This is a genomic window from Aminobacter anthyllidis (assembly GCF_018555685.1).
Classification (GTDB): Bacteria; Pseudomonadota; Alphaproteobacteria; order Rhizobiales; family Rhizobiaceae; genus Aminobacter; species Aminobacter anthyllidis.
The window spans coordinates 156,772-179,489 of record NZ_JAFLWW010000005.1 but is presented as its reverse complement, the minus strand read 5'-3'; the positions used below and the strand labels follow the sequence as shown (position 1 = coordinate 179,489).

The following is a 22,718-nucleotide window of genomic DNA, read 5'->3' as shown; positions in this document are numbered from 1 at the left end:
GGCCGTCCAGCTACGAGACTGATATGAAGATTGCCGTCATCGCCGACCCGCATTTCCATGACATCAACCACCGGCAAGGTGTGGGTGTCGGCGAAGGGGCGGCGATCCGGACGCTCGCCGATACGGCGGCGTCGACCCGCGTCTTCAACGAGAGCTATCACGCGACCCGCGCGCTGCTCGACGACATCGTGCGGCGCGGCATTTCGCTGGTCGTCGTCGCGGGCGACCTGACCGACGACGGCCAGCAATCGACGATGGCGGCGGCAACGGCCTTGCTCGACGACTATGCCAGGCGCTTCGGACTGCGCTTTGTCGCGACTGCAGGCAATCACGATCTCTACGCCATCCATGGACGCCACCAGAGCAAGCGCTTCCTCAACACTGATGGTTCGCACACGCTGGTTTCAAGCGATCCGGCGATGCAGCAGGGCGACTCCGTCGAGCGCATCGTTTCGGATCAGATGTATTGCGGCGGTTATGGCACGGCGATCCCGGCGCTGGGTGCCTACGGCTTTTTCAGGCGCGAAGGCGACCTGCACTGGGAGTGCCCGTTCGGGAGCGATGACAGGCTGGAGGCGCGGAGCTTCGAGATCGTCTCGGCAGACGGTTTCACCAGGCGGCGCATGATCGATGCCTCCTTCCTTGTCGAGCCGGTCGAAGGCCTATGGTTGCTGTCGATCGATGCCAACGTGTTTGAACCGAAGGATGGCGACCTCGATCCGAGGTTGGAAAAAAGCTACCACGACAGCACCGATGCCGGCTGGAATTCGATGCCGCGCAACAAGGGTTTCGTGCTCGACTGGATGAGGGATGTGGCGGCCCGAGCGAGGGCGTCGGGCAAGCGGTTGATCGCATTCTCGCACTACCCGATCGTCGATCCGCTCAACGGCACCTCGACTGATGAAGCCAGGCTGCTCAACGACACAAGCTTCCTGCGCCGCACGCCCAATCCCGAGGTTTCCAAGGTAGCGGCAGCGACAGGCATCAAGATCCATTTCAGCGGGCATTTGCACATCAATGACACCGCCGTCTTCCGCGATGGCGATGACTTCCTCGTCAACATCGCGGTGCCGTCGATGGTCGGCTTTCCGCCGGCCTACAAGATCGTGGATGTCGGTAGCGATCGACTCGGCATCGAGACGGTCACCATCGCCGACGTGCCGGGATACGACGCTGCGTTTCCATACTATCGCATCGAGGCTGCGAGAGAAGGGCTGTCGGCTAGAGTGGCGGAAGCGGAAAACCATGCCGACTTCCTCAGCCGGCACCTCGCCGAGATGGTGCGCCACCGCTACCTGCCCAAGGAATGGCCACAGGATCTGGCGCGTCTCGTGCCGCAGCTTACGCTTGGCGACCTGGATGCCTTCGCCGGCAGCCTGCTGCCGCTCACCGTCGAGGATGCGACCGCCATCGTCGGACGCGAGCAAGATGGCGCAGGGGCGATGGATGCACTCCCGCTCTTCGAGGTGATCGTCGACTGGTACCGGCTGCGCAAGGGCAGGGAGATCGCGCTCGACTTCATCGATCCGGCGCGTATCGCAGCCTACCGCCTGACAGCGCAGCGCTATGCCGCCGGTTCATGGCCGCAGGGCAGCCTGCAGGATCGCCTCGGCTCGTTCATGCGCATGATGATGGACTGGCTCGACAGCCAGCCGTCGCGCGATTTCTCCGTAGACCTCGCCACCGGCGAGGTGACGTCAAGCGCTCACTTGGGCCGCACCGTGCGGCGCCAGACCGGAGCCGCGTGAAAGCAGACGCGGCTGCCACTGGCGGCGCCCGGGCCGTTGACAACGTCCGGATTGTCACTGTCGAGCAATGTCGTGATGTGCTCGGCGATCTGGGCGATCGGCTGGCGGAAGGTGGTCAGCTGATAGGATGCCCAGCCGGCCTGCTCGATGTCGTCGAAGCCGACGACGCAGAGGTCGGTCGGCACGTTCATGCCGAATTCGACGCGCGCCGCATCCATGAAGCCGCAGGCGAGCAGGTCGGTGACGCAGAACGCCGCGTCGGGCCGTTCCGAACCGCTGAGCAGCAGGCGCCCCGCCTCGAAGCCGGCGCCGTAGCCTGTCGGGCCGGCACGGGTGATGGTGACGGCCAGGCCCGCCTCACGCGCCGCCTCTTCGAAGCCGCGTTCGCGCGCAACCAGGCTGGGCGTGCCGGCCTGCGAGGAAACGACAGCAATGCGGCGGCAGCCGGCGCGATGCAGCATATGGAAGGCTTCGCGGGCAGCGACGCCGTTGTCGACGGTGATGCTCTCTGGGCCATCGAGATGATCGTCGCGGTTGATCAGGATGACGTGCTGGCCGCTGTTGATGCAGGTGTTGATCAGCGATGCCGGCGGCGTGCCTGACAAGACGATGGTGGCGTTGGCGCGGTAATTCAGCGTCTGGCGAAGGGCGGCCTCGACGCTGTCGCTGTCGCCCGAGGTGTTGATGACCATGGCGACGCGGTTGATCGCCTGCAGGCGCCGGGTGATCGCGTCAAGCAGGCGCGAATGGTAGGGCGTGTTGATGTCGGCGCCGATCAGGCAGACGATGCCGCTGTCTTCATGGATCAGGCTGCGGGCGAGATGGTTGACGTGGTAGCCGAGCTGTTCGGCGGCCTCGAGCACCTTCTTGCGGGTCGTTTCAGAAACGCTGGCGCCGTCGGTGAAGGTGCGCGATACCGCCGAGCGCGACACGCCGGCCAGTTCAGCGACCTGCTGTGCGCTGACGAATGACCTGCCCGGCTTCATTTCGGACATTGCACAGCTCCAGTTTGGCCACGCGGCGAACCGCTTCGCAAGCGTTGCACAAATGTGCAACCCACTGTCCCTGATACAATCGGATCGCCTCGCCTGCAATCCTGCAGCTGCAATCTTGCAGTGCCAGGCCGTGGCCTAGGATACTGCTTCGGCCATCGCCTCGACGGGTGGCGTGATATCGGCAACCGACAGGCTGCGGATGAGGGTGGCAAGCTCGGGTTCGTCGATCAGGACGGCCGCATCGGCAGGCTTGAGCCAGGCGCGCTGGCGTGCCCCGGCCTCCTGCCAAGCCTCGAGTTCCTCGCTGACCTCGACGAGATAGGCTGTGACCACGACATGGACGAAGCTTGTCGACAGCCGCTTCCAGTAGCAGTAGCTGCCGGCCGGCTTTTTCAGCGCCTTGCCGCGCACGCCGGCCTCTTCACGAGCCTCGATCAGCGCCGCCTGGCGCTCGCTCTTGCCCTTAATAGGCCAGCCTTTGGGCACGATGAAACGACGGGTGCCGCGCGAGGTGACAAGCATGACCTCGAGTTCGCCCCGGTCATCCAGCCGGAACGGAATGGCGGCAACCTGGGCGATGATCTCGCCGTTGCTCGCCTTGCGGATGGTCTTCTTGTCCTTTGGCATTTTCGCCCGGTCGTTCCTTTGCCTGTGCCGAAGCGCTGTCGGCTTCGATAGTATCACCTCGGCCCGTTTGGGTTCATGACGCTTAAGATAGTACAATGAACACGATTGCAAAATGCGTAAAAACCACTCACTCTGCAAGTGACCAAAACGACATCAGATCGTTAGACGGCGAATAATTATGTGGAGGGAACCGAAATATGAAAACTGCCCTTTTGCGTTCGGCCGCGCTGGCCGCATTGATGATGGCCGGCGGCGCGTCGGCGCAGGCTGAGAGCCTGACGCTCTATTGCAGCGCCGATGAGGCCTGGTGCCAGCAGATCAAGACCGGTTTTGAGGAAAAGACCGGCATCACCGTCGACATGACCCGCAAGAGCTCGGGCGAGACCTATGCCCAGGTGCGCGCCGAAGCGAGCAACCCCAAGGGCGACGTCTGGTGGGGCGGCACCGGCGATCCGCACCTGCAGGCGGCCGAGGAAAACCTGACCGAAGAATATGTCTCGCCGATGCGCGGCGAGCTGCACGACTGGGCGATCAAGCAGGCGGAAGCCGCCGGCAACAAGACCATCGGCGTCTATTCGGGCGCGCTCGGCTTCGGCTACAACAAGGATCTTCTGGCCAAGAACGGCCTGCCCGAGCCGAAATGCTGGGCCGACCTGACCAAGCCCGAATTCAAGGGCCAGATCCAGATCGCCAACCCGAATTCGTCGGGCACCGCTTACACGACGCTGGCGACGATGGTGCAACTGATGGGCGAGGACAAGGGCTTCGACTACATGAAGGCCCTGCACAAGAACGTCAACCAGTACACCAAGTCGGGCTCTGCGCCGATCAAGGCCGCGGGTCTCGGCGAGACCACCGTCGGCATCGTGTTCATGCATGATGCAGTGGCGCAGACTGCGGCCGGCTTCCCGATCGTGACTGTCGCGCCGTGCGAAGGTACCGGCTACGAGATCGGCTCGATGTCGCTGATCAAGGGCGCCCGCAATGCCGAGGCGGCGAAGAAGTTCTACGACTGGGCGCTGACGGCCGAGATGCAGGGCAAGGCCAAGGACGTGAAGTCGTTCCAGCTGCCGTCAAACAAGGCGGCGACGGTGTCCGAGCTGACGCCTGACCTGTCGACGATCAAGCTGATCGACTATGACTTCAAGAAGTATGGCTCGAGCGAGGAGCGCAAGCGGCTGCTTGGCAAATGGGACACGGAGGTCTCCTCGCTGCCGCAATAATCCATGCGCTCCCGCGAACAGAGCGGCGGCCTGCATCCGACCGTCATCCTGTGGATGGCGGTTGGAATGCTCGGCTTTGCCGTGCTCCCCTGGTATGGCGTCGAAGATGGGTTCTTCGGCTTGTCCTGGCTTTTCGAGGGCTATCCTCTCGAGTTTGCACCGGCGCTGGTGCTCAGCCTCAAGGGCGAAAAGCTATGGCTGGCGCCGCTCGGCCTGCTCATGGCCGCGCCGCTGCTCCTGTGGGGGCGACAAAAATCCGATCCGCTGTTCGGCAAGCTGCTCGTCGCCATCGGCGCGGCGGGTTTCGCCTGGATGCTGTTCCAGGGCTTCGCCATCGGCCTGCGCGGCTGGCAGTTCGGCTGGCTGCAAGGCCTGTTCGGCGAACTTGGCGACCGCCAGTTCGGCATGGGCTACGGCGCGCTTCTGGTCGGGTTGGCGTTCCTGTTCCTGTTCTCCGTCGGCCTTGCGGCGCGTGGCGCGGTTGGCGGCGACGTCTTCGTGGTCTCGACGATCGCGTTTGTGGTGGCGGCGGTCGGCCTGTTCATCTTCATGCCCATCCTGCAGATGCTGGCCAATGCGCTGGTCACCGAGGACGGCAGCTATTCGGTCACCACCTTCCTCGGCAAGCTGTTCAGCGCCCGGCTGTGGAGCCTCGATTGCCTCGCCGGTGGCAGCCGCTGCGGCGTCGCCTGGAACTCGCTGTTCCTCGCGGTTCTTGTCGGCGTCCTGACGACGGTGCTCGGCCTCGTTTTCGCGCTGATGGTGACGCGCACCGGCTTCCGCTATGGCAAGCTGCTCAGGGCGCTGACGGTGCTGCCGATCATCACGCCGCCCTTTGTCATCGGCCTCGCCATCATCCTGCTGTTCGGCTTGTCGGGCGCGGTGACGCAGACATTCTCGGAGCTGTTCGGCATCCAGCCGACGCGCTGGATCTATGGCCTGCCGGGCCTGCTCATCGCCCAACTGCTTGCCTTCACGCCGATCGCCTTCCTGGTGCTGATCGGCGTGGTCGAGGGTGTCAGCCCGTCGATGGAGGAGGCCGCGCAGACGCTGCGCGCCAATCGCTGGCAAACCTTCTGGACGGTGTCGCTGCCGCTGATGCGGCCCGGCCTCGCCAATGCGTTCCTGCTCGGCTTCATCGAAAGCATGGCCGACTTCGGCAACCCGCTAGTGCTGGGCGGCAACTTCGATGTGCTGTCGACTGAGATCTTCTTTGCCATCGTCGGTGCCCAGAACGACGAGGCGCAGGCCGCGATCCTGGCGCTGGTGCTGCTCGCCTTTACGCTGCTCGCCTTCTATGCGCAGCGTTTCTGGCTTGGCAAGAAGTCGTACACAACGATGTCGGGCAAGGGCGACGCCGGCATGCATCCGCAGTTGCCCACGGGCCTCAAGCGCGCCGTCTATGGCGTCGCCGGTTTCTGGGTGGCGTTCACCATCTTCATCTATGCGACCATCTTCTACGGCAGCTTCGTCAAGCTCTGGGGCGTTGATCACAGCCTGACTTTCGCGCATTACGTGAAGGCCTTTGCCGTCGGCTGGAACGAATTCGGCATCCACTGGAAGGGTTCGGCCTGGAGTTCGTTCTGGACGACGCTGCAGATTGCGCTGATCTCGTCGCCGCTGACGGCAGCGATCGGCCTGCTCACCGCCTATCTGCTGGTGCGGCAGAACTTTGCCGGCAAGAATGCCTTCGAATTCGGCACCATGCTGTCCTTTGCCATTCCGGGGACAGTGATCGGCGTGAGTTATGTGATCGCCTTCAACGTGCCGCCGATCGAGCTGACCGGCACCGGCATCATCCTCGTTTTGTCCTTCATCTTCCGCAATATGCCGGTCGGCGTGCGGGCGGGCGTGGCGTCGATGTCGCAGATCGACAAGAGCCTGGACGAGTCGTCGCTGACGCTCGGCGCCAATTCCTGGCAGACCTTCCACAGGGTGGTGCTGCCGTTGCTGAGGCCGGCAATCGTCGCCGCACTGGTCTATTCCTTCGTGCGCGCCATGACAGCGATCAGCGCCATCATCTTCCTGGTCAGCGCCCGCTACGACATGTCGACCAGCTACATCGTCGGCCGCGTCGAGAACAACGAATACGGCATCGCCATCGCCTATTCGGCGGTGCTGATCGGCGTCATGCTGGCGGTGGTCGGGTTGATGCAGCTCGTGGTCGGCCGGCGCAACATCGGCCGGCGCGGGCATGAGCTGTCGCAGTCGCGCACCAATGTGAGCCAGCCGGCATTTTCGGGAGGTAGCTGATGGGCGCGCTCCTGTTGCCGTTCGGGGCGCGGAGGTTGATACCCCCACCCCTAACCCCTCCCCACAAGGGGGAGGGGGACTGCCGGAGCGCAGTCTTGCTTCAGTCAACCAGGGGGCGGAGAAGGCCGGCCGCTGGAGGCAAGGCGCAAGAATCCCCCTCCCCCTTGTGGGGAGGGGTTAGGGTTGGGGATACTGCCGGGCGTAAACCGAAATCGAGGAAACTCTGATGGCCGAGATCAAGAGCAACGCCGCTTCGGTGGAGTTCCGCGACGTCACCAAGGTCTACGGCAAGAGCCCGGTGCCGGCGGTCAACAACGTGTCGCTGTTTGTCGAGGCGGGCAAGCTGGTGACACTGCTTGGCCCATCGGGCTGCGGCAAGACGACGACTTTGCGCATGATCGCCGGGTTGGAGATGGCGACGCGCGGACAGATCCTGATCGGCGGGGCCGATGTCACGCAGCTGCCGGCGACCGATCGCGACGTGTCGATGGTGTTCCAGTCCTATGCGCTGTTCCCGCATATGACAGTCAACGAGAACGTCGAATACGGGCTGAAGTTCTCCGGGTTCGCCAAGAAGGAGATCGGCGAGCGCGCCCGCGCCGGGCTCGAACTGGTCGGTCTCTCCGGCTATGGCAGCCGCTTGCCGAGCGAGCTGTCGGGCGGCCAGCAACAGCGCGTCGCCGTGGCGCGCGCGCTGGTGCTGGAGCCGCAGGTGCTGTTGTTCGACGAGCCGCTGTCCAATCTCGACGCCAAGCTGAGGCGGCGGGTGCGCGAGGAAATCCGCGACATCCAGACCAAGCTCGGGCTGACGGTGGTCTATGTCACCCACGACCAGGAGGAGGCGCTGGCCGTCTCCGACCGCATCATCGTCATGAACAATGCCGTCATCGCCCAGGATGGCACGCCGCGCGAACTCTATGACGCGCCGGCGGATGCCTTCGTTGCCGACTTCATCGGCGAGGCCAACATCTTCGACTGCGAGATCGCCTCGGTCGACGAGGGTCTTGCCAAGGTGCGGCTGGGTGGCCTTGAGACCGAGCTCGACGCGCGTGGCATGAAGCCGGGGCCTGCCAAGCTCGCGGTGCGCCCGAGCCGTATCGAGATCAAGCCGGCCGGCAGTCCACGCACCATCCCGGGCCGGCTCGACAAGGTGACTTATGTCGGATCCGACCTGGAGTTCATGGTTGGCACCGAGTTCGGCGAGGTGTTTGCCGTGTCATCAGATGTCGATGCGCCGTTTGTGCCGGGGCAGGATGTCGGGCTGGGGTTTGCGGCGCGCGGACCGGTGCTGATCAGGGCGTAGGGTAGTGCTGCCCCTCAACCCCTGCCGGACCTTCTCCCCGTAAGGACGGGGAGAAGGAGGCTGACCGCAACGCTGACGCCCCCTCGCCCCGTTCTTCACGGGGAGAGGGTAAGGGTGAGGGGCAGTTTGAACTGCAGTTTCAGATGAAACTCTGCGCTGCCGCGGCCACCGCCAAGTACCGCGTCAGCTTGGCGATGCTGACCAACCCGAGAAAGCTCCACAGCGGCTCCTTCAGCGTGCCGGCGATCAGTGTCAACGGGTCCCCGATGATCGGCACCCAGGAAAGCAGCAGCGACCAGCGGCCATAGCGCCGGTACCAGCTTTCGGCTCGTGCCAGCGCTGCCGGACCGACCGGGAACCAGCGCCGATGCTTGAAGCGCTCGACCTGGCGGCCGAGCAGCCAGTTGACCCATGAGCCAAGGACGTTGCCAAGCGTGGCGACGGCGATCAGCAGCGCAAGCGAATAGCCGTCATTAATGACCAGCCCGGCGAGCAGGGCTTCGGACTGCGCGGGTAGCAGCGTCGCGGCCGTGAAGGCCGCGACGAAGAGACCGCCATAGGCGGCAAGGCTCGTCATGGGAAACGCGCCGGCTACTGGGTCTGTGCCCGGCCGGAGAGGCCATCGATGATCGGGCAGTCGGGACGGCTGTCGCCGTGGCAATTGTGGACGAGATGGCGCAGCGTGTTGCGCAGTTCCGTCAGCTCCGCAAGCTTGCGGTCGATCTCGGTAAGCTTGGTCTCGGCGAGGGCCTTGACGTCGGCGCTCTCGCGCTCCTTGTCGCCGTAGAGCGACAGAAGCTGGCGGCATTCCTCGACCGAGAAGCCTAGGCTGCGCGAACGCTGCAGGAAGCGAAGGCGGTGCACATCGGACATGGAATAGTCGCGATAGCCGTTGTCCGCCCGGTCGGGACGCAACAGGCCGATGTCTTCGTAATAGCGGATCGTCTTGGCCGGCAGGCCAGACTTTTCCGAAGCGGTACCAATGTTCATCTGTCACTCCTTGCGCATCTCGGAGCGGCCTTGTGCGTCCATCAGGATGCACGGCGCTCGAGTGCGAGTTGTTGTCATATAAAGCTTCCAGTAACTGGAAGTGCAAGGGGCTGGTGAAATCGTGATGCAGGTCGGCACGAAACGCACCGGCCTGCTGCTTTCGAATCAATCGTTGTAGGCCATCGATGTCATCATGCCGCCGGCCATGTGGTAGAGGTGGTGGCAGTGCAGCGCCCATTTGCCGGCATTGTCGGCGTCGAAGGCGATGGTCACCATGCCCATGTTGGCCGGCACCAGCACCGTGTCGCGAAGCGCGCCGGCAAAACGCTTGCCGTTGACCGCGACGACCTGGAAATGGTGGCCGTGCAGGTGCATCGGATGCGACATGGTGGTGTGGTTCATGAAGGTGAGCTCGAAGCGGTCGCCGCTCGCCACCGCCAGCGGCTTGTCCTGGCCGTGCATGGCGCCATCAAGCGTCCAGGCATAGTTCGGACCTTCGCCGAGCATCATGGTGTGCTTGCGGGTTACCACCTTCTCATCCAATGGCTTTGCCGCCCGCAGCTTCTGTTCGAGGTCGGCCCCGACGGCGGGGAAGTCCTCATCAGCCATCTCAGTGAGTTTGCCGACCGACGCGCCCTTGGCGGCAAGCACCACGCCGGTGCGCATGCGGCCGCCTTCCTGGACGGCGAAGACCGGCCAGGCCGCGGCCTCCTTGGGCAGTTCGAGCAGGATGTCGAGGCGCTGGGCCACGGCGAACTCGAAGCGTGTGCCCTTGATAGGCTCGATCGGCATGCCGTCGACGGCGATCAGCTTGCCCTCGAGCTTGCCGAGGTCGAGCCACATGTTGGTTGAGGCGGCACCGTTGATGAGGCGCAGGCGAACGCGGCCGCCCGGCTCGACGGCGAAGACCTCGGGGTCGTCGAGCGTGCGGTCATTGGCCAGCAGGGCGTCGTACTGCACGTCCTGCAGATGAGACATCCCTGCCATCTGGCCGCCGCCCATCTGCATGCCGCCCATCGCGCCATGGTCCATGTTGTCGTGGCTCGACTGGCCGGTGCCCATCGCGGTGCCTGACATGCCTGACATGTCGTGGCCCTCATGGCCGCCTGCGGCCGGCGCAGGGGCAGGCGCCATGGCGCTCATGTCGTGGCCGCCGGCCTTGAGCTCGGCGAGAATCTCCTGCGGATCGCGGAAGGTGAAGTCGTGGAACAGCACCACCACCTCCTGCACGTCCTGGCCTGATTCAGCCGGGTCGTGCACGATCAGCGGGGCAGCGAGCATCAGTTGCTCCTGCAGGCCGAAATGCGAGTGCATCCAGAAGGTGCCAGGACGGGCGACGGGGAAGTCGTAGTCGTGGCTGCCGCCGTCGGGGATCGGCTCTTGCGAGATGCCGGCGACGCCGTCCTGCTGCCATGGCGGGGTGAGGCCGTGCCAGTGGATGGCGGTCGGCTCGCCGATGAGGTTGTTCAGCCTGACGCGAAAGTTCTCGCCGGCATTCATGACGAGGCCGGAAGAGCCGTCGGCCTGGGTGAGGCCAAAGACGTTGGCGGCCTTGCCCTTGACCTCGATGATGCGCTTGCCTGCGGTGATGACCTTGTGGCCGTCGGCGTGGGCCGGGCGCACCGGCAGGAGGAGGGACGGGACTGTGGCAGCCGAAAGCGTTGCCGCCGATGCCGCGAGGAAGCCGCGGCGCGAAAGGGTATTCATGTTCATTGTCTCCAAAACTCGATGTCTCCCGGCGCTGACAGGGCCGGGGCGTGCACGTCGAAACGCGTCAGTTCAGGAGAGGGATGGCGGTCGCAGGTGCGGCGAGGAAATCGCCCCGTGCAGCGGTTCGGTCCTGGCGGGAAGCGGCGAGACGCCTACGAGTTCCGGGAAGACAGTCGGCAACGGAACCGGCGCGCAATAGCTGCACGAGGCGAGACATTGGGCGAGACAAGCCTTGGCGTCCTGCGAAAGGTCGCAGCAGCCGGCGTCGGCCTTGGCGTGATGCGACAGCGTCTGGGTGGCGTGCGGCTGGTGCTGGCTGCCGGTCGGGTGGGCGGATGCGGCCTGGCCGAGCGCCAGGAACAACACAAGCAGCAGCGGCAACAGCAGGCTGAGGGCTTTCTGCGCCCCCGACCTGGGCATCACAACAGCTCGCGCACGAGCCTGCCCGCGCCTGGTGGCGCGGAGCGGATGGGTCGTGGCCGTGACGTGCCGCATTGATTGCATGTCCTATTAATGGGTATTGAGACCCGCCAAGGTCAAGCGGCGTTGTTGTCGCTGGCTTCCGCCGTGAAGAAGACGTCGGCGTGGATGTTGGTTGCCAGCACCCCGCGCGTGCCGAGAATGGCCATGGCCGCGTCGACCATCGCGGGCGGGCCGGCGACATAGGCCTTGGCGCCAGTGAGGTCGCGATGGTCCTCGGCAAGCGCGTCTGAAACGAAGCCGCTGCGCCAGCCATCCGAGGCGATCTGCGACAACACCGGCACGAAGCTCAGGTTCGGAAATCTCCGTTCCAACGCGCGGAAGTGCTCGACCAGATAGAGGTCGCGCTCGGCGCGACCACCGAAATAGACATGGATCGGCTGGTCCATGCCTGCATGTAGCGCCGCCTCGACGATCGACTTGATCGGCGCGAGGCCGCTGCCACCGGCAAGAGCAATAATCGGGCCGGCATGGGCCTCGCGCAGATAGGCCGAGCCGGCCGGACCCTTGATCTCAATCTTGTCGCCGACGGCCAGCGTCGTGTGGATCAGGCTGCTGGTGCGGCCGCCCGGTACAGCCCTGACATGAAGCTCGACAAACTCCTCGTCGGGTCGGCTCGCCATAGAGTAGTTGCGAGGAGGGGCGCCCGGCATCGCCAGCGACAGATACTGGCCTGCGGCGAAACGAAAGCTTGCGCGGTCGGCAAGTGCAAGACGGAGCGCAAGGATGTCGTGCGTCATCCGATCGATGGCGACCACTTGCGCGTCCTGCACGACAGTCGGTTCGACGCCGAAGCTCTCGTCCAGCCATTCGACGACGACATCTTCCGTGGGCACGGCGCGGCAGGCGAGGATGAGGCCGTCGGCCTGATCTTGTTCGCTGAGCGCAAAGGGCGAGTGCTTGCCGAGTTCGACATGGCCGGAGACCAGCCGCGACTTGCAGGCGCCGCAACGGCCGGAACGGCAGCTGTGCGGGTAGGCGATGCCGGCGTCGAGTGCCGCCTGCAGGATCGTCCTGCTATCGCCGACCGGGATGCGTCGGCCGGGCTGGGGTAGGGTCAGGTAGCTCATGGTCATGCTGCTCGGGTGAGATCCAGCAGCGCTGCGATCTCGGCGCGCTGGGTGGTGAAGGTGCCGTAAAAGACATGCTTGCCGTCGATGATGGTGATGGGGGCGACGCGAACACCGGTGCGGCGCTTGGCTTCGTCGGCGATTTCAGGGTCGCGCAGGTCGCGCTCGACGAAGGGCAGGCTCTCGGCATTGAGCCAGCGCTTCAGCGCCAGGCAGTCGGGGCAGGTGGGCGTGGTAAAGATCTCGATCCAGGGAGCGTTGGGCATGGCGGCCTCGCATGATGAGGGAACGGAGAGGGGAGGAGCGGCCTGCCTCCTCGTTTAAGCACGATCTTTCGGGATCGCGCTTTGCGAGGCAGGCCGCTGGGTTGGTTACTCGGCAGGGACCAGCGACGGGGCGCCCGATACGGCGGTTGCGCGGGCCGGAGCCTTGAAGCGCTTCAGCCGCATCGCATTGCCGAGCACGAAGACGCTCGACATCGCCATCGCACCTGCCGCCAGCATCGGCGACAACAGCGTGCCGCTGACCGGGTAGAGCACGCCGGCGGCGACCGGGATCAGGGCGGCGTTGTAGGCGAAGGCCCAGAACAGGTTCTGCCTGATGTTGGCAATCGTCGCCTTGGACAGCGCAATCGCGTTGGTGACCCCAAGCAGGTCGCCGGACATCAGCACGACGTCGGCACTTTCGATGGCGACGTCAGTGCCGGTGCCGATGGCAATGCCGACATCGGCCTCGGCCAGGGCAGGGGCATCGTTGATGCCATCGCCGACGAAAGTCACCGCCCGGCCACCAGCACGCAGGCGCTTGATGGCGTCGACCTTGCCGTCGGGCAGCACTTCGGCGACGACCTCGTCGATGCCGAGCTGGGCGGCGATGGCTTCGGCCGTGCGGCGGTTGTCGCCGGTGATCATCGCCACCTTCAGACCCAGATCGTGCAGGGCGCGGATGGCCTGCGGTGTCGTCGGCTTGATCGGGTCGGAGACGGCGATCACGGCGGCGAGCTTGCCATCGACGGCCGCATAGAGCGGGGTCTTGGCCTTGTAGCCCATGCGAACCGCAGTCTCGGCGAACTCCTGCACCGAGATGCCGAGCTTGGCCATGTAGCGGTCGGCGCCGACATTAACGCGACGCTTGCCAACGCTGGCGCTGACGCCAAAGCCGGGCACCGCCTCGAAGGAGTCGATCTCGGCCAAAGCGAGACCTTCTTCCTTGGCAGCAACGACGATGGCCGCCGCGACCGGGTGTTCGGATTGGGCCTCGACTGCGGCCACAAGGGCGAGCACCTTCGTACGCTCAAACCCGTTGGCGACTTCGAGGTCGGTCATCACGGGCTTGCCGGCGGTCAGCGTGCCGGTCTTGTCGAGCGCCACCACCTCTGTCGACTTCAGCGACTGCAAAGCCTCGCCGTTGCGGAACAGCACGCCGAGTTCGGCGGCGCGGCCGGTGCCGACCATGATCGAGGTCGGGGTGGCCAGACCCATGGCACATGGGCAGGCGATGATGAGTACCGCAACGGCGTTGACCAGCGCAAAGCTCATTGCAGGCTCTGGACCGAAGACCAGCCAAACCAGGAAGGTCAGGGCGGCCGCGGCCATCACTGCCGGCACGAACCAGGCCGTGACCTTGTCGACCATCGCCTGGATGGGCAGCTTCGAACCCTGCGCTGTCTCGACCATGCGGATGATCTGGGCCAGCAGCGTGTCAGCACCGACCTTGGTGGCGCGGTAGGTGAAGGAGCCGGTCTTGTTGATCGTGCCGCCGACGACTTCAGCACCTTCGCCCTTGCTGACGGGGATGGGTTCGCCCGAGATCATGGATTCGTCGACGAAGGACGAGCCGGTGAGCACGATGCCGTCGACCGGCACCTTGTCGCCGGGGCGCACCTGTACGACATCGCCGGCAACGACTGCCTCGAGCGGAACGTCGACGAATTCCCCGTTGCGCTCGACGCGCGCCGACTTGGCCCGCAAGCCCATCAGCCGCTTGATCGCTTCGCTGGTGCGGCCCTTGGCCTTGGCCTCGAGCACGCGGCCGAGCAGGATCAGCGTGACGATGACCGCCGACGCCTCGAAATAGACATTGGCGGTGCCTGCCGGCAGCACGCCGGGGGCAAAGGTGGCGACGACCGAATAAGCCCAGGCGGCAGTCGAGCCAAGCACGACCAGCGAGTTCATGTCGGGCGCGAGCCGCAGCAAGGCCGGCACGCCCTTCTTGTAGAAGCGCAGGCCAGGGCCGAACTGGACGATGGTCGCGAGCACGAAGAAGGCGATGTAGAGCTTCTGCTGGCTGACATTCATCATCAGCCAGTGGTGCAGCGCGGGGATGGCGTGCGAACCCATCTCCAGCACGAAGATCGGCAGGGTGAGGGTGGCGGCGATGCCAAAGTCGCGCTTGAGGTTGGAGAACTCACGGTTACGGGCGTCCTCGCGGCTGTCGCCTTCGGCGCCCGCTGTGTCGCTGCGGCGCGGCTCGTAGCCGGCCTTGCGGATGGCGGCGTCGATCGCCGCGCGGGTGGTGCCGGCAAGCGTCTCGATGGTGGCGCGTTCGGTGGCGAGATTGACCGAGGCGGTCTTCACGCCGGGGACGGCAGCAATGGCCTTTTCGACCCGGCCCACGCAGGACGCGCAGGTCATGCCCTCGATTTCGACTTCGATCTTTTCGACCGCCACGTCGTAGCCGGCGTTGCGGATGGCAGCGATGACTCCGTCGGAGTCGATGCTGCCACCGAAGGTCACGTCGGCGCTTTCAGTGGCGAGGTTGACCGCAACAGTGGCCACACCAGGCACCTTGGCGATGGCCAGCTCGACGCGGCGCACGCAGGAGGCGCAGGTCATGCCCTCGATCGGGAAGCTTTGCCTGATGGTGCCGGCTGGCGCATTGGGCGGGTTGAATGGAGCGTTCATGGTCATGGACCTCTATGTCATCAATTTCGAAAACGAGGTCTAAGGCTTCCAGTGTTGGGAAGGTCAACAGCTTTCGTGGACGTTTTTCAGAAATAATGTAACCGGCTGAAAATATTGATTTTTGTCACTCCACCGCAGCCCGTGAGGCTGTGCCGAACAGGATAAGGTCATGGTAACAAATCCGTGATCGAAAAAATGTTTGACCTTCCAGTTGCTGGAAACACCAGATTGCAGTCACGGCGCGATGCCGACCCAGACAAGGATCTTGAAATGCTGAAGATGAATGTTCCCGACATGACCTGCGGCCATTGCGCGGGCATGGTCACCAAGGCGGTGCAGAGCGTCGATGCGGGCGCGCGGATCGATATCGACCTCAAGGCGCAGACGGTATCAGTCGAAACCAGCGCTGACGCCTCCAAGGTTGCCCAGGCGCTCGACGCGGCCGGCTATCCGGCCCAGGCCGTCTGAAGCCTGCCTTCCGGAAAGGGCGGCGCGACCGGGGGCGGTGCGCCGCCCACTTCGTTTGACTTCGCACTCAACAGCATAAAGCCGTTTGCGCAAGAGTTTCCGCAGCCACAAGTGGCCGCGCGAACATGACGCAACCTGCAACCGTCCTGATCCCCTAGTATTTCCGCGCCAAATCAAGCTATGATGCGGCTGGCCTTCCTGCTGGGACAGCGTCCCCCGGAATGCCGGGGAGGACAGAGGATGGCCATAGCGCTCGTACTCGTTCTTGTTGTCGTAGGCTCGGTGCTGTTTCATGCGCTGAGCCCGTGGTGGTGGACGCCGATAGCCTCCAACTGGGGCTACATCGACAGCACTCTTGTTGCGACTTTCTGGATTACCGGCGCCGTGTTCTCGGCAGTTGTCCTGTTCATGGCCTACTGCGTCTACCGCTTCCGCCACAAGGAAGGGCAGAAGGCCGCCTATGAACCCGAAAGCAGGAAGCTCGAATCCTGGCTGACACTGGTGACGGCGGTCGGCGTGGCGGCGATGCTGGCGCCGGGCCTCTATGTCTGGAAGCAGTTCGTCACCGTGCCCAAGGATGCAACCGAGGTCGAGGTCGTCGCCCAGCAATGGCAATGGAGCTACAGGCTGCCAGGTGCTGACGGCAAGCTCGGCACGTCGAATGCCCGGCTGATCAATGCCGACAATCCGCTCGGCATCAATCCCGAAGATCCCAACGGCCAGGACGATGTCGTGGTCGAGGCGGCCGACCTGCATCTGCCGATCGACAAGCCGGTCAAGATGCTGCTGCGCTCAATCGACGTGCTGCATGATTTCTACGTGCCCGAGTTCCGCGCCAAGATGGACATGGTGCCGGGCATGGTCACCTATTTCTGGTTCACCCCGACACGGACGGGCACCTTCGAAGTGCTGTGCGCGGAACTCTGCGGCACCGGACACGGTTTCATGCGCGGCATCGTCATGGTCGACACCGAACAGGACTACACGAGCTGGCTGCAGCAGCAGTCGACATTCGCCCAGCTGACCGGCCCGGCCAAGGTGGGTGCGCTTGCCGACCAGGCGAAAGCCGTGGCGGCGATGGAATAGGAGACACGGCGCGACCGCTCGAAAGCGGCCTCACCGCGAAAGCCAGAGGCAAGAGCAACAGGTGAACGCATGGTCGATGTCACGCCTCACGGAGCAGACCTCATCCCGCCAGCGGAAGTGGGCGAGATGGAGCTCTACCATCCGCACAGCTGGTGGACGAAATATGTCTTCTCGCAGGACGCCAAGGTCATCGCCATCCAGTATTCGGGCACCGCACTTGCCATCGGGCTCGTCGCGCTGGTGCTGTCGTGGCTGATGCGGCTGCAGCTCGGCTTTCCCGGCACCTTCGATTTCATCACGCCCGAGGCCTATTACCAGTTCATGACCATGCACGGCATGATCATGGTCATCTACCTGTTGACGGCCCTGTTCCTCGGCGGTTTCGGCAACTACCTGATCCCGCTGATGGTCGGCGCGCGCGACATGGTGTTTCCCTATGTCAACATGCTGAGCTACTGGATCTACCTGCTCGCCGTGCTGGTGCTGGTGGCAAGCTTCTTCGCGCCCGGCGGGCCGACGGGTGCCGGCTGGACGCTCTATCCGCCGCAGGCGATCCTTTCGGGCACGCCAGGCGGCACGGGACCGGGCATCATCCTGATGCTGGTGTCGCTGATCCTGTTCATCATCGGCTTCACCATGGGCGGTCTCAACTATGTCGTGACCGTGCTGCAGGGGCGCACGCGCGGCATGACGCTGATGCGGCTGCCGCTGACGGTGTGGGGCATCTTTACCGCCACCGTCATGGCGCTGCTGGCCTTCCCTGCCCTGTTCGTCGCCTGCGTGATGATGCTGTTCGACCGCGCCATCGGCTCGAGCTTCTTCATGCCGGCGATCGTCGAGATGGGCGAGCAGTCGCCGCATAATGGCGGCAGCCCGATCATGTTCCAGCACCTGTTCTGGTTCTTCGGCCATCCAGAGGTCTACATCGTGGCGCTGCCGGCCTTCGGCATCGTCTCTGACCTGATCAGCACCCATGCGCGCAAGAACATCTTCGGCTACCGCATGATGGTGTGGGCGATCGTCGGCATCGGCGCGCTGTCCTTCGTGGTCTGGGCGCACCACATGTATGTCTCGGGCATGCATCCCTATTTCGGCTTCTTCTTTGCCACCACCACCCTGATCATCGCCGTACCGACGGCGATCAAGGTCTATAACTGGGTGCTGACCCTGTGGCGCGGCGATATCCATTTGACCATCCCGATGCTGTTTGCGCTCGCCTTCATCGTCACCTTCGTCAATGGCGGGCTTACCGGGCTGTTCCTGGGCAACGTCGTCGTCGACGTGCCATTGTCGGACACCATGTTCGTCGTTGCCCATTTCCACATGGTGATGGGCGTGGCGCCGATCATGGTCGTCTTCGGCGCGGTCTATCACTGGTATCCCAAGATGACCGGCCGGATGCTCAACGAGTGGATGGGCCGGTTCCACTTCTGGGTCACCTTCATCGGCGCCTATCTGATCTTCTTCCCGATGCATTATGTCGGGCTGGTCGGCGTTCCCCGGCGTTATCCCGAGCTCGGCGACACGGCCTTCATCCCGCCGTCGGTGCATACGCTGAACGAGTTCATCACCGTCGCAGCACTGACCGTCGGCTTCGCCCAGCTGGTGTTCCTGTTCAACCTGTTCTGGAGCATCCGCCACGGCAAGGAAGCGGGCGACAATCCATGGCGGGCAACGACGCTGGAATGGCAGACGGCGGGAACACCACCGCCGCATGGCAATTTCGGCAAGGAACTGCCCGTCGTCTACCGCTGGGCCTATGACTACTCGGTACCAGGCGCAGCTGAGGATTTCATCGCCCAGAACGATCCGGGTCCGGCAACGCAAGGCGGGCCGGCATGAGCGCCATCCTGATCTTCCTCGCTTTGGTCACCGCGGTCGCCGGCTGGTGGCTGGCGCGCCAGCGGCTGATGTCCAAGCCGTGGCTGGAAGCAGGGCCGGTCAATGCCTTTCCCGAGACGGAAGCGTCACTGCTGCATCCGGCAAAGCTCGGCCTCGGAGTGTTTCTCGCTGTCGTCGGCGCGCTGTTTGCGCTGTTCATCAGCGCCTATTTCATGCGCATGGTCTACGCCGACTGGCAGGCGGCGCCGATGCCGCGGCTGCTGTGGCTCAACACCGGCATGCTGCTGCTGGCGAGCGTGGCGCTGCAATGTGCAGTGGTCGCCGCGCATAAGGGGCAGGTCGACAATCTGCGCCTTGCCTTGCTTGTGGGCGCGCTGACGTCGGTGGCGTTCCTCGGTGGGCAGTTGCTGGCCTGGCGCGACCTTGCCGCCGGCGGCTACTTCGCCGCCGAGAACCCGGCCGTCAGCTTCTTCTACCTGATCACTGCGATGCACGGCCTGCACATCATAGGCGGGCTGTTGGTGCTTGGCCGAACCAATGTCAGGGCGTGGCGCGGCGAAAGGCCGGCAAAGCTCACACTGACGACAGAACTGTGCGCCATGTACTGGCACGTGCTGCTCGTCGTGTGGCTGGTGCTGTTTGCCGTGCTGGCCGGCTGGGCCGCCGACTTCGTCGACATCTGCCGCCAATTGCTGAGCTGAGGAGAACGCGGATGGCCGAAACCACGCTGGGACATGTCGACCACACCGCGCCGCGGCCGCCGGGCCTGCGCGGCTTCATCGCAGACTGGTCGTCGGACCAGCGGGCGTTCAAGGGTGTCTCCTGGGGGAAGGCCATGATGTGGATCTTCCTGCTCAGCGACACATTCATCTTCGGCTGCTTCCTGCTGTCTTACATGACCGCGCGCATGTCGACTGTCGTGCCGTGGCCGAACCCGAGCGAGGTCTTCGCCCTGCATCTGTTCGGCCAGAACATCCCGCTGATCCTGATCGCGATCATGACCTTCGTGCTGATCTCGTCGTCCGGCACGATGGCGATGGCGGTCAATTTCGGCTACCGCCGCGACCGCAGGAAGACGGCGATCCTGATGTTGTTGACCGCAGCCCTTGGCGCCACCTTCGTCGGCATGCAGGCCTTCGAGTGGACCAAGCTGATCAGCGAGGGCGTGCGGCCATGGGAGAACCCGTGGGGTGCAGCACAGTTCGGCTCGACCTTCTTCATGATCACCGGCTTCCACGGCACCCACGTGACCATCGGCGTGATCTTCCTTCTGATCGTCGCGCGCAAGGTCTGGCGCGGGGACTACGAGACCGGCGAACGGGGGTTCTTCACCAGCCGGCGGGGCCAGTATGAGAGCGTCGAGATCATGGGGCTCTACTGGCACTTCGTCGATCTGGTGTGGGTGTTCATTTTCGCGTTCTTCTATCTTTGGTGAGGTGAAGCGATGGCACAGGTAGAAGCGCAGGATCACGGGCTGCACGGACATGCCGCTCCCGCTCCGGCAATGGCGCATGCCGAAGGGCAGCAGCACCCGATCAAGCTCTATCTCGTCGTCTGGGGCTGGCTGTTCATCCTCAGCGCCTGCTCTTACGCGGTCGATTATTTCGCTCTTCAGGGCATGCTCAGATGGAGCCTGATCCTGATCTTCATGATGCTCAAGGCCGGGCTGATCGTCGCCGTGTTCATGCACATGGCCTGGGAGCGGCTGGCGCTGAGCTACGCCATCATCGTGCCGCCGCTGGTGATCCTGGTGTTCGTCGCGATCATGGTGGTCGAGTCCCGCTATACGGAAATCACCCGGGTACTGTCGTTCGGCACCGGGCAATAGGCACGGGCAATTTGGCCGGCCGACGGCTCGGCCGGCGGCATGCGTTCTTCGTTGACAGGAAAAATGATGGGAGGAGAATGAGCTTTCTCGTTCTCCGATGCGTCACCATGCCAACAGAAGGACGCCCACGATGACGATCGCAAGGAAACTTGAAGACTACCTGACCGGCAAGGGTATCAACTACGATACCGTTGCCCATCACCGGACCTCGACCAGCAGCCAGACGGCGCAGGCGGCGCACGTCCCCGGCCGCAGGCTGGCCAAATCGGTGCTGCTGCACCATGAAACGGGCTATGCGCTGGCGGTGGTTCCCAGCAGCCACCGGGTCGAGCTCAGCACGTTGCAGGACGTGATCGACAAGCGTCTCGGGCTCGCCTCGGAAGACGAGGTCAGCCAGCTGTTCAACGACTGCGACATCGGTGCCGTGCCGCCGGTGGGTGCCGCCTATGACGTGCCTGTCATCCTCGACGAAAGCTTCGGCGCGGATGGCGACGTCTATTTCGAAGGCGGCGACCACAGGACGCTGGTGCATGTCACGGGCGCTGACTTCCGCAACCTGTTGCAAGGTGCACGGGTCGCCCGCTTCAGCCACCCGGCGTGAGGCCAACTGAAGCGCCCGCCCCTTGAACAGGGCGGGCGAAGTTTTTCGATCGAGGGGTGAGCCGACGGCCGGACGCCGGCGGCGGGGATAGTTCAGGCTGCGCGTTTGCGCGACTTCTTGACGGGCACAGGTGCGGGCGCCGGTTCGATCAGCTTGCGGTAGAGGTGCCAGGTCGAATGGCCGAGCACCGGCAGCACGATGGCCAGGCCGACGAGCAGCGGTATCGATCCCAGGACCAGACCGGCGGCAACGATCAGGCCCCAGAGCAGCATCGGCACCGGGTTTGCCATGATCGCCCGTGCCGAGGTTTCGACCGCGGCGTAGGCGCCGATGTCGCGATCAAGCAGCAGCGGGAAGGCGACGACAGTGGTGCTCAGCGCGACAAGGGCGAACAGCAAGCCGACGAGGTTGCCGACGATGACCAGCGTCCAGCCGCGCTGGGTGGTCAGCACGTCGTTGATGAAGGCGGTGTAGCTCGCCGGTGCGGTGTCGCCATAGAGCCATGCGAACAGCGCCTGCGCGGTGAACAGCCAGGCCACGAACAACGCCATCAGCATGATGCCGAGGACCGCGATGGCCGGCATGGCGGGCGACTGCCTCACCTCGAAGGCATGCTTCCACGACGTGTCGAGATGTTGCTCCCGCCTGCGGCTGATCTCGTAGAGGCCGAGTGCAGCGAACGGTCCGAGCAGGGCGAAGCCGGTGACCAGCGGATAGATCAGCTGGAGCGCGTTGCCGCCGGAGGTCCATGTGATCAGGAACACGCCGACAACCGGATAGATCAGGCATAAGAAGACATAGTGTGAGGGTTTGTCCCAAAAATCTTCAAATCCCAGACGAAGCGCGTCGAAGACATCCGCAACCCCTATCCGACGTATGGCGGGTTGTTCGACGTTGCTGCCAGTGCCTGCTGCGTAGACGTGGAAATTTGCCATGAACCATTCCTCCGGGATCGGGTCCGGTTCGGGTCGCGGCTTGCGGTGCTGCCGTCCAGCGTGTCTGGTCACGCAAAACCGCGACCTGCACCGGCAAGGATGATAGCAACCATCGCGGCGCTTGTCGCCCCTCCAGCGTGTTGGCTCCAAAGGCTGCAACGGAATGGCGCATGGTGCGTTGGCAAAGGCAACGCTAGTATCGGCAGCGTCGGCGCCAGGCGCCGGCCTGACCAGGGAGACAGCCATGAGACTGACAGCATGGGGCGTACAAGCCCTTCTTGCAGCTTCGGTTCTAGCCACCAATCCGGTTCATGCGGCGGGCGATGCGGCGGCCGGCAAGAAGGTCTTCACCAAATGCATGGCCTGCCACGACATGGCAGTCGACAAGAACAAGGTCGGCCCATCGCTGCATGGTGTCATCGGCCGCACGGCGGGCACGCTGCCGAGCTTCGAAGCCAAGTACTCCGACGCCATGAAACAGGCCGGTGCCGGTGGCCTCGTGTGGGACGAGGCCAACATCGCCGCCTATATGAAGACGCCGAAAGAGAAGGTGCCGGGCAACAAAATGGCTTTCGCTGGTCTCAAGGAAGATGCCGACATCGCCAATGTGATCGCCTACATCGAAGAGATGTCGAAGTAGCAGTAGGCGCAAGCCG

22 protein-coding genes are annotated in these 22,718 nt (G+C 64.1%); 12 read left to right on the top strand and 10 right to left on the bottom strand.

Going from position 1 to position 22,718, the window contains the following annotated elements:
- Nucleotides 1-23: 23 nt before the first annotated feature.
- Nucleotides 24-1,748 (top strand): metallophosphoesterase family protein, encoded by a 1,725-nt coding sequence (locus J1C56_RS17890; protein ID WP_214391428.1) that lies wholly within the window; start codon nt 24-26, stop codon nt 1,746-1,748.
- On the opposite strand, the gene J1C56_RS17885 is transcribed toward J1C56_RS17890, so the two are convergent.
- Nucleotides 1,706-2,743 (bottom strand): LacI family DNA-binding transcriptional regulator, encoded by a 1,038-nt coding sequence (locus J1C56_RS17885; protein ID WP_214391427.1) that lies wholly within the window; start codon nt 2,741-2,743, stop codon nt 1,706-1,708. The two genes, J1C56_RS17890 and J1C56_RS17885, sit on opposite strands and share 43 nt — an antisense overlap.
- A gap of 135 nt (nt 2,744-2,878) precedes the next feature.
- Nucleotides 2,879-3,370 carry an NUDIX hydrolase gene (locus J1C56_RS17880; RefSeq protein ID WP_214391426.1) on the bottom strand — a complete coding sequence of 164 codons (492 nt, stop codon included), beginning with the start codon at nt 3,368-3,370 and terminating at the stop codon, nt 2,879-2,881.
- Nucleotides 3,371-3,582: 212 nt separating this feature from the next.
- On the opposite strand from J1C56_RS17880, the gene J1C56_RS17875 reads away from it, so the two are divergent.
- The 3 genes from J1C56_RS17875 (at nt 3,583) to J1C56_RS17865 (ending at nt 8,149) form a co-directional block, all read left to right on the top strand.
- Entirely contained in the window at nt 3,583-4,593 is a 1,011-nt protein-coding gene (locus tag J1C56_RS17875; RefSeq protein ID WP_420797417.1) for an ABC transporter substrate-binding protein, read from the top strand.
- Nucleotides 4,594-4,596: 3 nt separating this feature from the next.
- Entirely contained in the window at nt 4,597-6,846 is a 2,250-nt protein-coding gene (locus J1C56_RS17870) for an ABC transporter permease (protein WP_214391424.1), read from the top strand.
- 226 nt (nt 6,847-7,072) lie between these two features.
- On the top strand, nt 7,073-8,149 hold the full coding sequence (locus tag J1C56_RS17865) for an ABC transporter ATP-binding protein (RefSeq protein WP_214391423.1): 1,077 nt from the start codon (nt 7,073-7,075) through the stop codon (nt 8,147-8,149).
- A gap of 139 nt (nt 8,150-8,288) precedes the next feature.
- On the opposite strand, the gene J1C56_RS17860 is transcribed toward J1C56_RS17865, so the two are convergent.
- From J1C56_RS17860 to J1C56_RS17830, 7 genes are all read right to left on the bottom strand, one after another.
- Complete coding sequence (locus J1C56_RS17860; protein ID WP_214391422.1) at nt 8,289-8,726, bottom strand: YqaA family protein; 438 nt, start codon at nt 8,724-8,726, stop codon at nt 8,289-8,291.
- 14 nt (nt 8,727-8,740) lie between these two features.
- A complete protein-coding gene (gene cueR, locus J1C56_RS17855) occupies nt 8,741-9,139 on the bottom strand; it encodes a Cu(I)-responsive transcriptional regulator (RefSeq protein ID WP_214391421.1) in 399 nt (132 codons plus the stop codon).
- 165 nt (nt 9,140-9,304) lie between these two features.
- Nucleotides 9,305-10,846 carry a multicopper oxidase family protein gene (locus J1C56_RS17850; RefSeq protein WP_214391420.1) on the bottom strand — a complete coding sequence of 514 codons (1,542 nt, stop codon included), beginning with the start codon at nt 10,844-10,846 and terminating at the stop codon, nt 9,305-9,307.
- A gap of 72 nt (nt 10,847-10,918) precedes the next feature.
- Nucleotides 10,919-11,269, bottom strand: coding sequence for a hypothetical protein (locus tag J1C56_RS17845; protein ID WP_214391419.1), 351 nt, complete (start codon nt 11,267-11,269; stop codon nt 10,919-10,921).
- 116 nt (nt 11,270-11,385) lie between these two features.
- Entirely contained in the window at nt 11,386-12,405 is a 1,020-nt protein-coding gene (locus J1C56_RS17840; protein ID WP_214391418.1) for a 2Fe-2S iron-sulfur cluster-binding protein, read from the bottom strand.
- A complete protein-coding gene (locus tag J1C56_RS17835; protein ID WP_214391417.1) occupies nt 12,402-12,665 on the bottom strand; it encodes a glutaredoxin family protein in 264 nt (87 codons plus the stop codon). The genes J1C56_RS17840 and J1C56_RS17835 overlap by 4 nt, the downstream gene beginning before the upstream one ends.
- 105 nt (nt 12,666-12,770) lie before the next feature.
- Entirely contained in the window at nt 12,771-15,302 is a 2,532-nt protein-coding gene (locus J1C56_RS17830) for a heavy metal translocating P-type ATPase (RefSeq protein ID WP_214391416.1), read from the bottom strand.
- Nucleotides 15,303-15,572: 270 nt separating this feature from the next.
- Between J1C56_RS17830 and J1C56_RS17825 the strand changes: the two genes are divergently transcribed.
- From J1C56_RS17825 to J1C56_RS17795, 7 genes are all read left to right on the top strand, one after another.
- Nucleotides 15,573-15,770: a heavy-metal-associated domain-containing protein gene (locus J1C56_RS17825; RefSeq protein WP_214391415.1), complete on the top strand. Its 198-nt coding sequence runs from the start codon at nt 15,573-15,575 to the stop codon at nt 15,768-15,770.
- 240 nt (nt 15,771-16,010) lie between these two features.
- Nucleotides 16,011-16,856, top strand: coding sequence for a cytochrome c oxidase subunit II (locus tag J1C56_RS17820; protein ID WP_214391414.1), 846 nt, complete (start codon nt 16,011-16,013; stop codon nt 16,854-16,856).
- A 69-nt stretch (nt 16,857-16,925) separates the two neighbouring features.
- Nucleotides 16,926-18,698, top strand: coding sequence for a cytochrome c oxidase subunit I (gene ctaD / locus J1C56_RS17815; RefSeq protein WP_214391413.1), 1,773 nt, complete (start codon nt 16,926-16,928; stop codon nt 18,696-18,698).
- Nucleotides 18,695-19,399 (top strand): cytochrome c oxidase subunit 3, encoded by a 705-nt coding sequence (locus tag J1C56_RS17810; protein WP_214391412.1) that lies wholly within the window; start codon nt 18,695-18,697, stop codon nt 19,397-19,399. Before ctaD ends, J1C56_RS17810 begins: the two co-directional genes overlap by 4 nt.
- A gap of 11 nt (nt 19,400-19,410) precedes the next feature.
- Entirely contained in the window at nt 19,411-20,133 is a 723-nt protein-coding gene (locus J1C56_RS17805; protein WP_115730599.1) for a heme-copper oxidase subunit III family protein, read from the top strand.
- A 9-nt stretch (nt 20,134-20,142) separates the two neighbouring features.
- Nucleotides 20,143-20,526 carry a cytochrome C oxidase subunit IV family protein gene (locus J1C56_RS17800; protein ID WP_214391411.1) on the top strand — a complete coding sequence of 128 codons (384 nt, stop codon included), beginning with the start codon at nt 20,143-20,145 and terminating at the stop codon, nt 20,524-20,526.
- 130 nt (nt 20,527-20,656) lie between these two features.
- Nucleotides 20,657-21,127 carry an aminoacyl-tRNA deacylase gene (locus tag J1C56_RS17795; protein WP_214391410.1) on the top strand — a complete coding sequence of 157 codons (471 nt, stop codon included), beginning with the start codon at nt 20,657-20,659 and terminating at the stop codon, nt 21,125-21,127.
- A gap of 92 nt (nt 21,128-21,219) precedes the next feature.
- Here J1C56_RS17795 and J1C56_RS17790 read toward each other — a convergent pair whose 3' ends face one another.
- Nucleotides 21,220-22,062 carry a DUF2189 domain-containing protein gene (locus J1C56_RS17790; protein ID WP_214391409.1) on the bottom strand — a complete coding sequence of 281 codons (843 nt, stop codon included), beginning with the start codon at nt 22,060-22,062 and terminating at the stop codon, nt 21,220-21,222.
- Between the two features lie 244 nt (nt 22,063-22,306).
- Here J1C56_RS17790 and J1C56_RS17785 point away from each other — a divergent pair, with 244 nt between their 5' ends.
- Nucleotides 22,307-22,702, top strand: a complete 396-nt coding sequence (locus J1C56_RS17785) for a c-type cytochrome (RefSeq protein ID WP_214391408.1) — start codon at nt 22,307-22,309, stop codon at nt 22,700-22,702.
- Nucleotides 22,703-22,718: the final 16 nt, after the last annotated feature.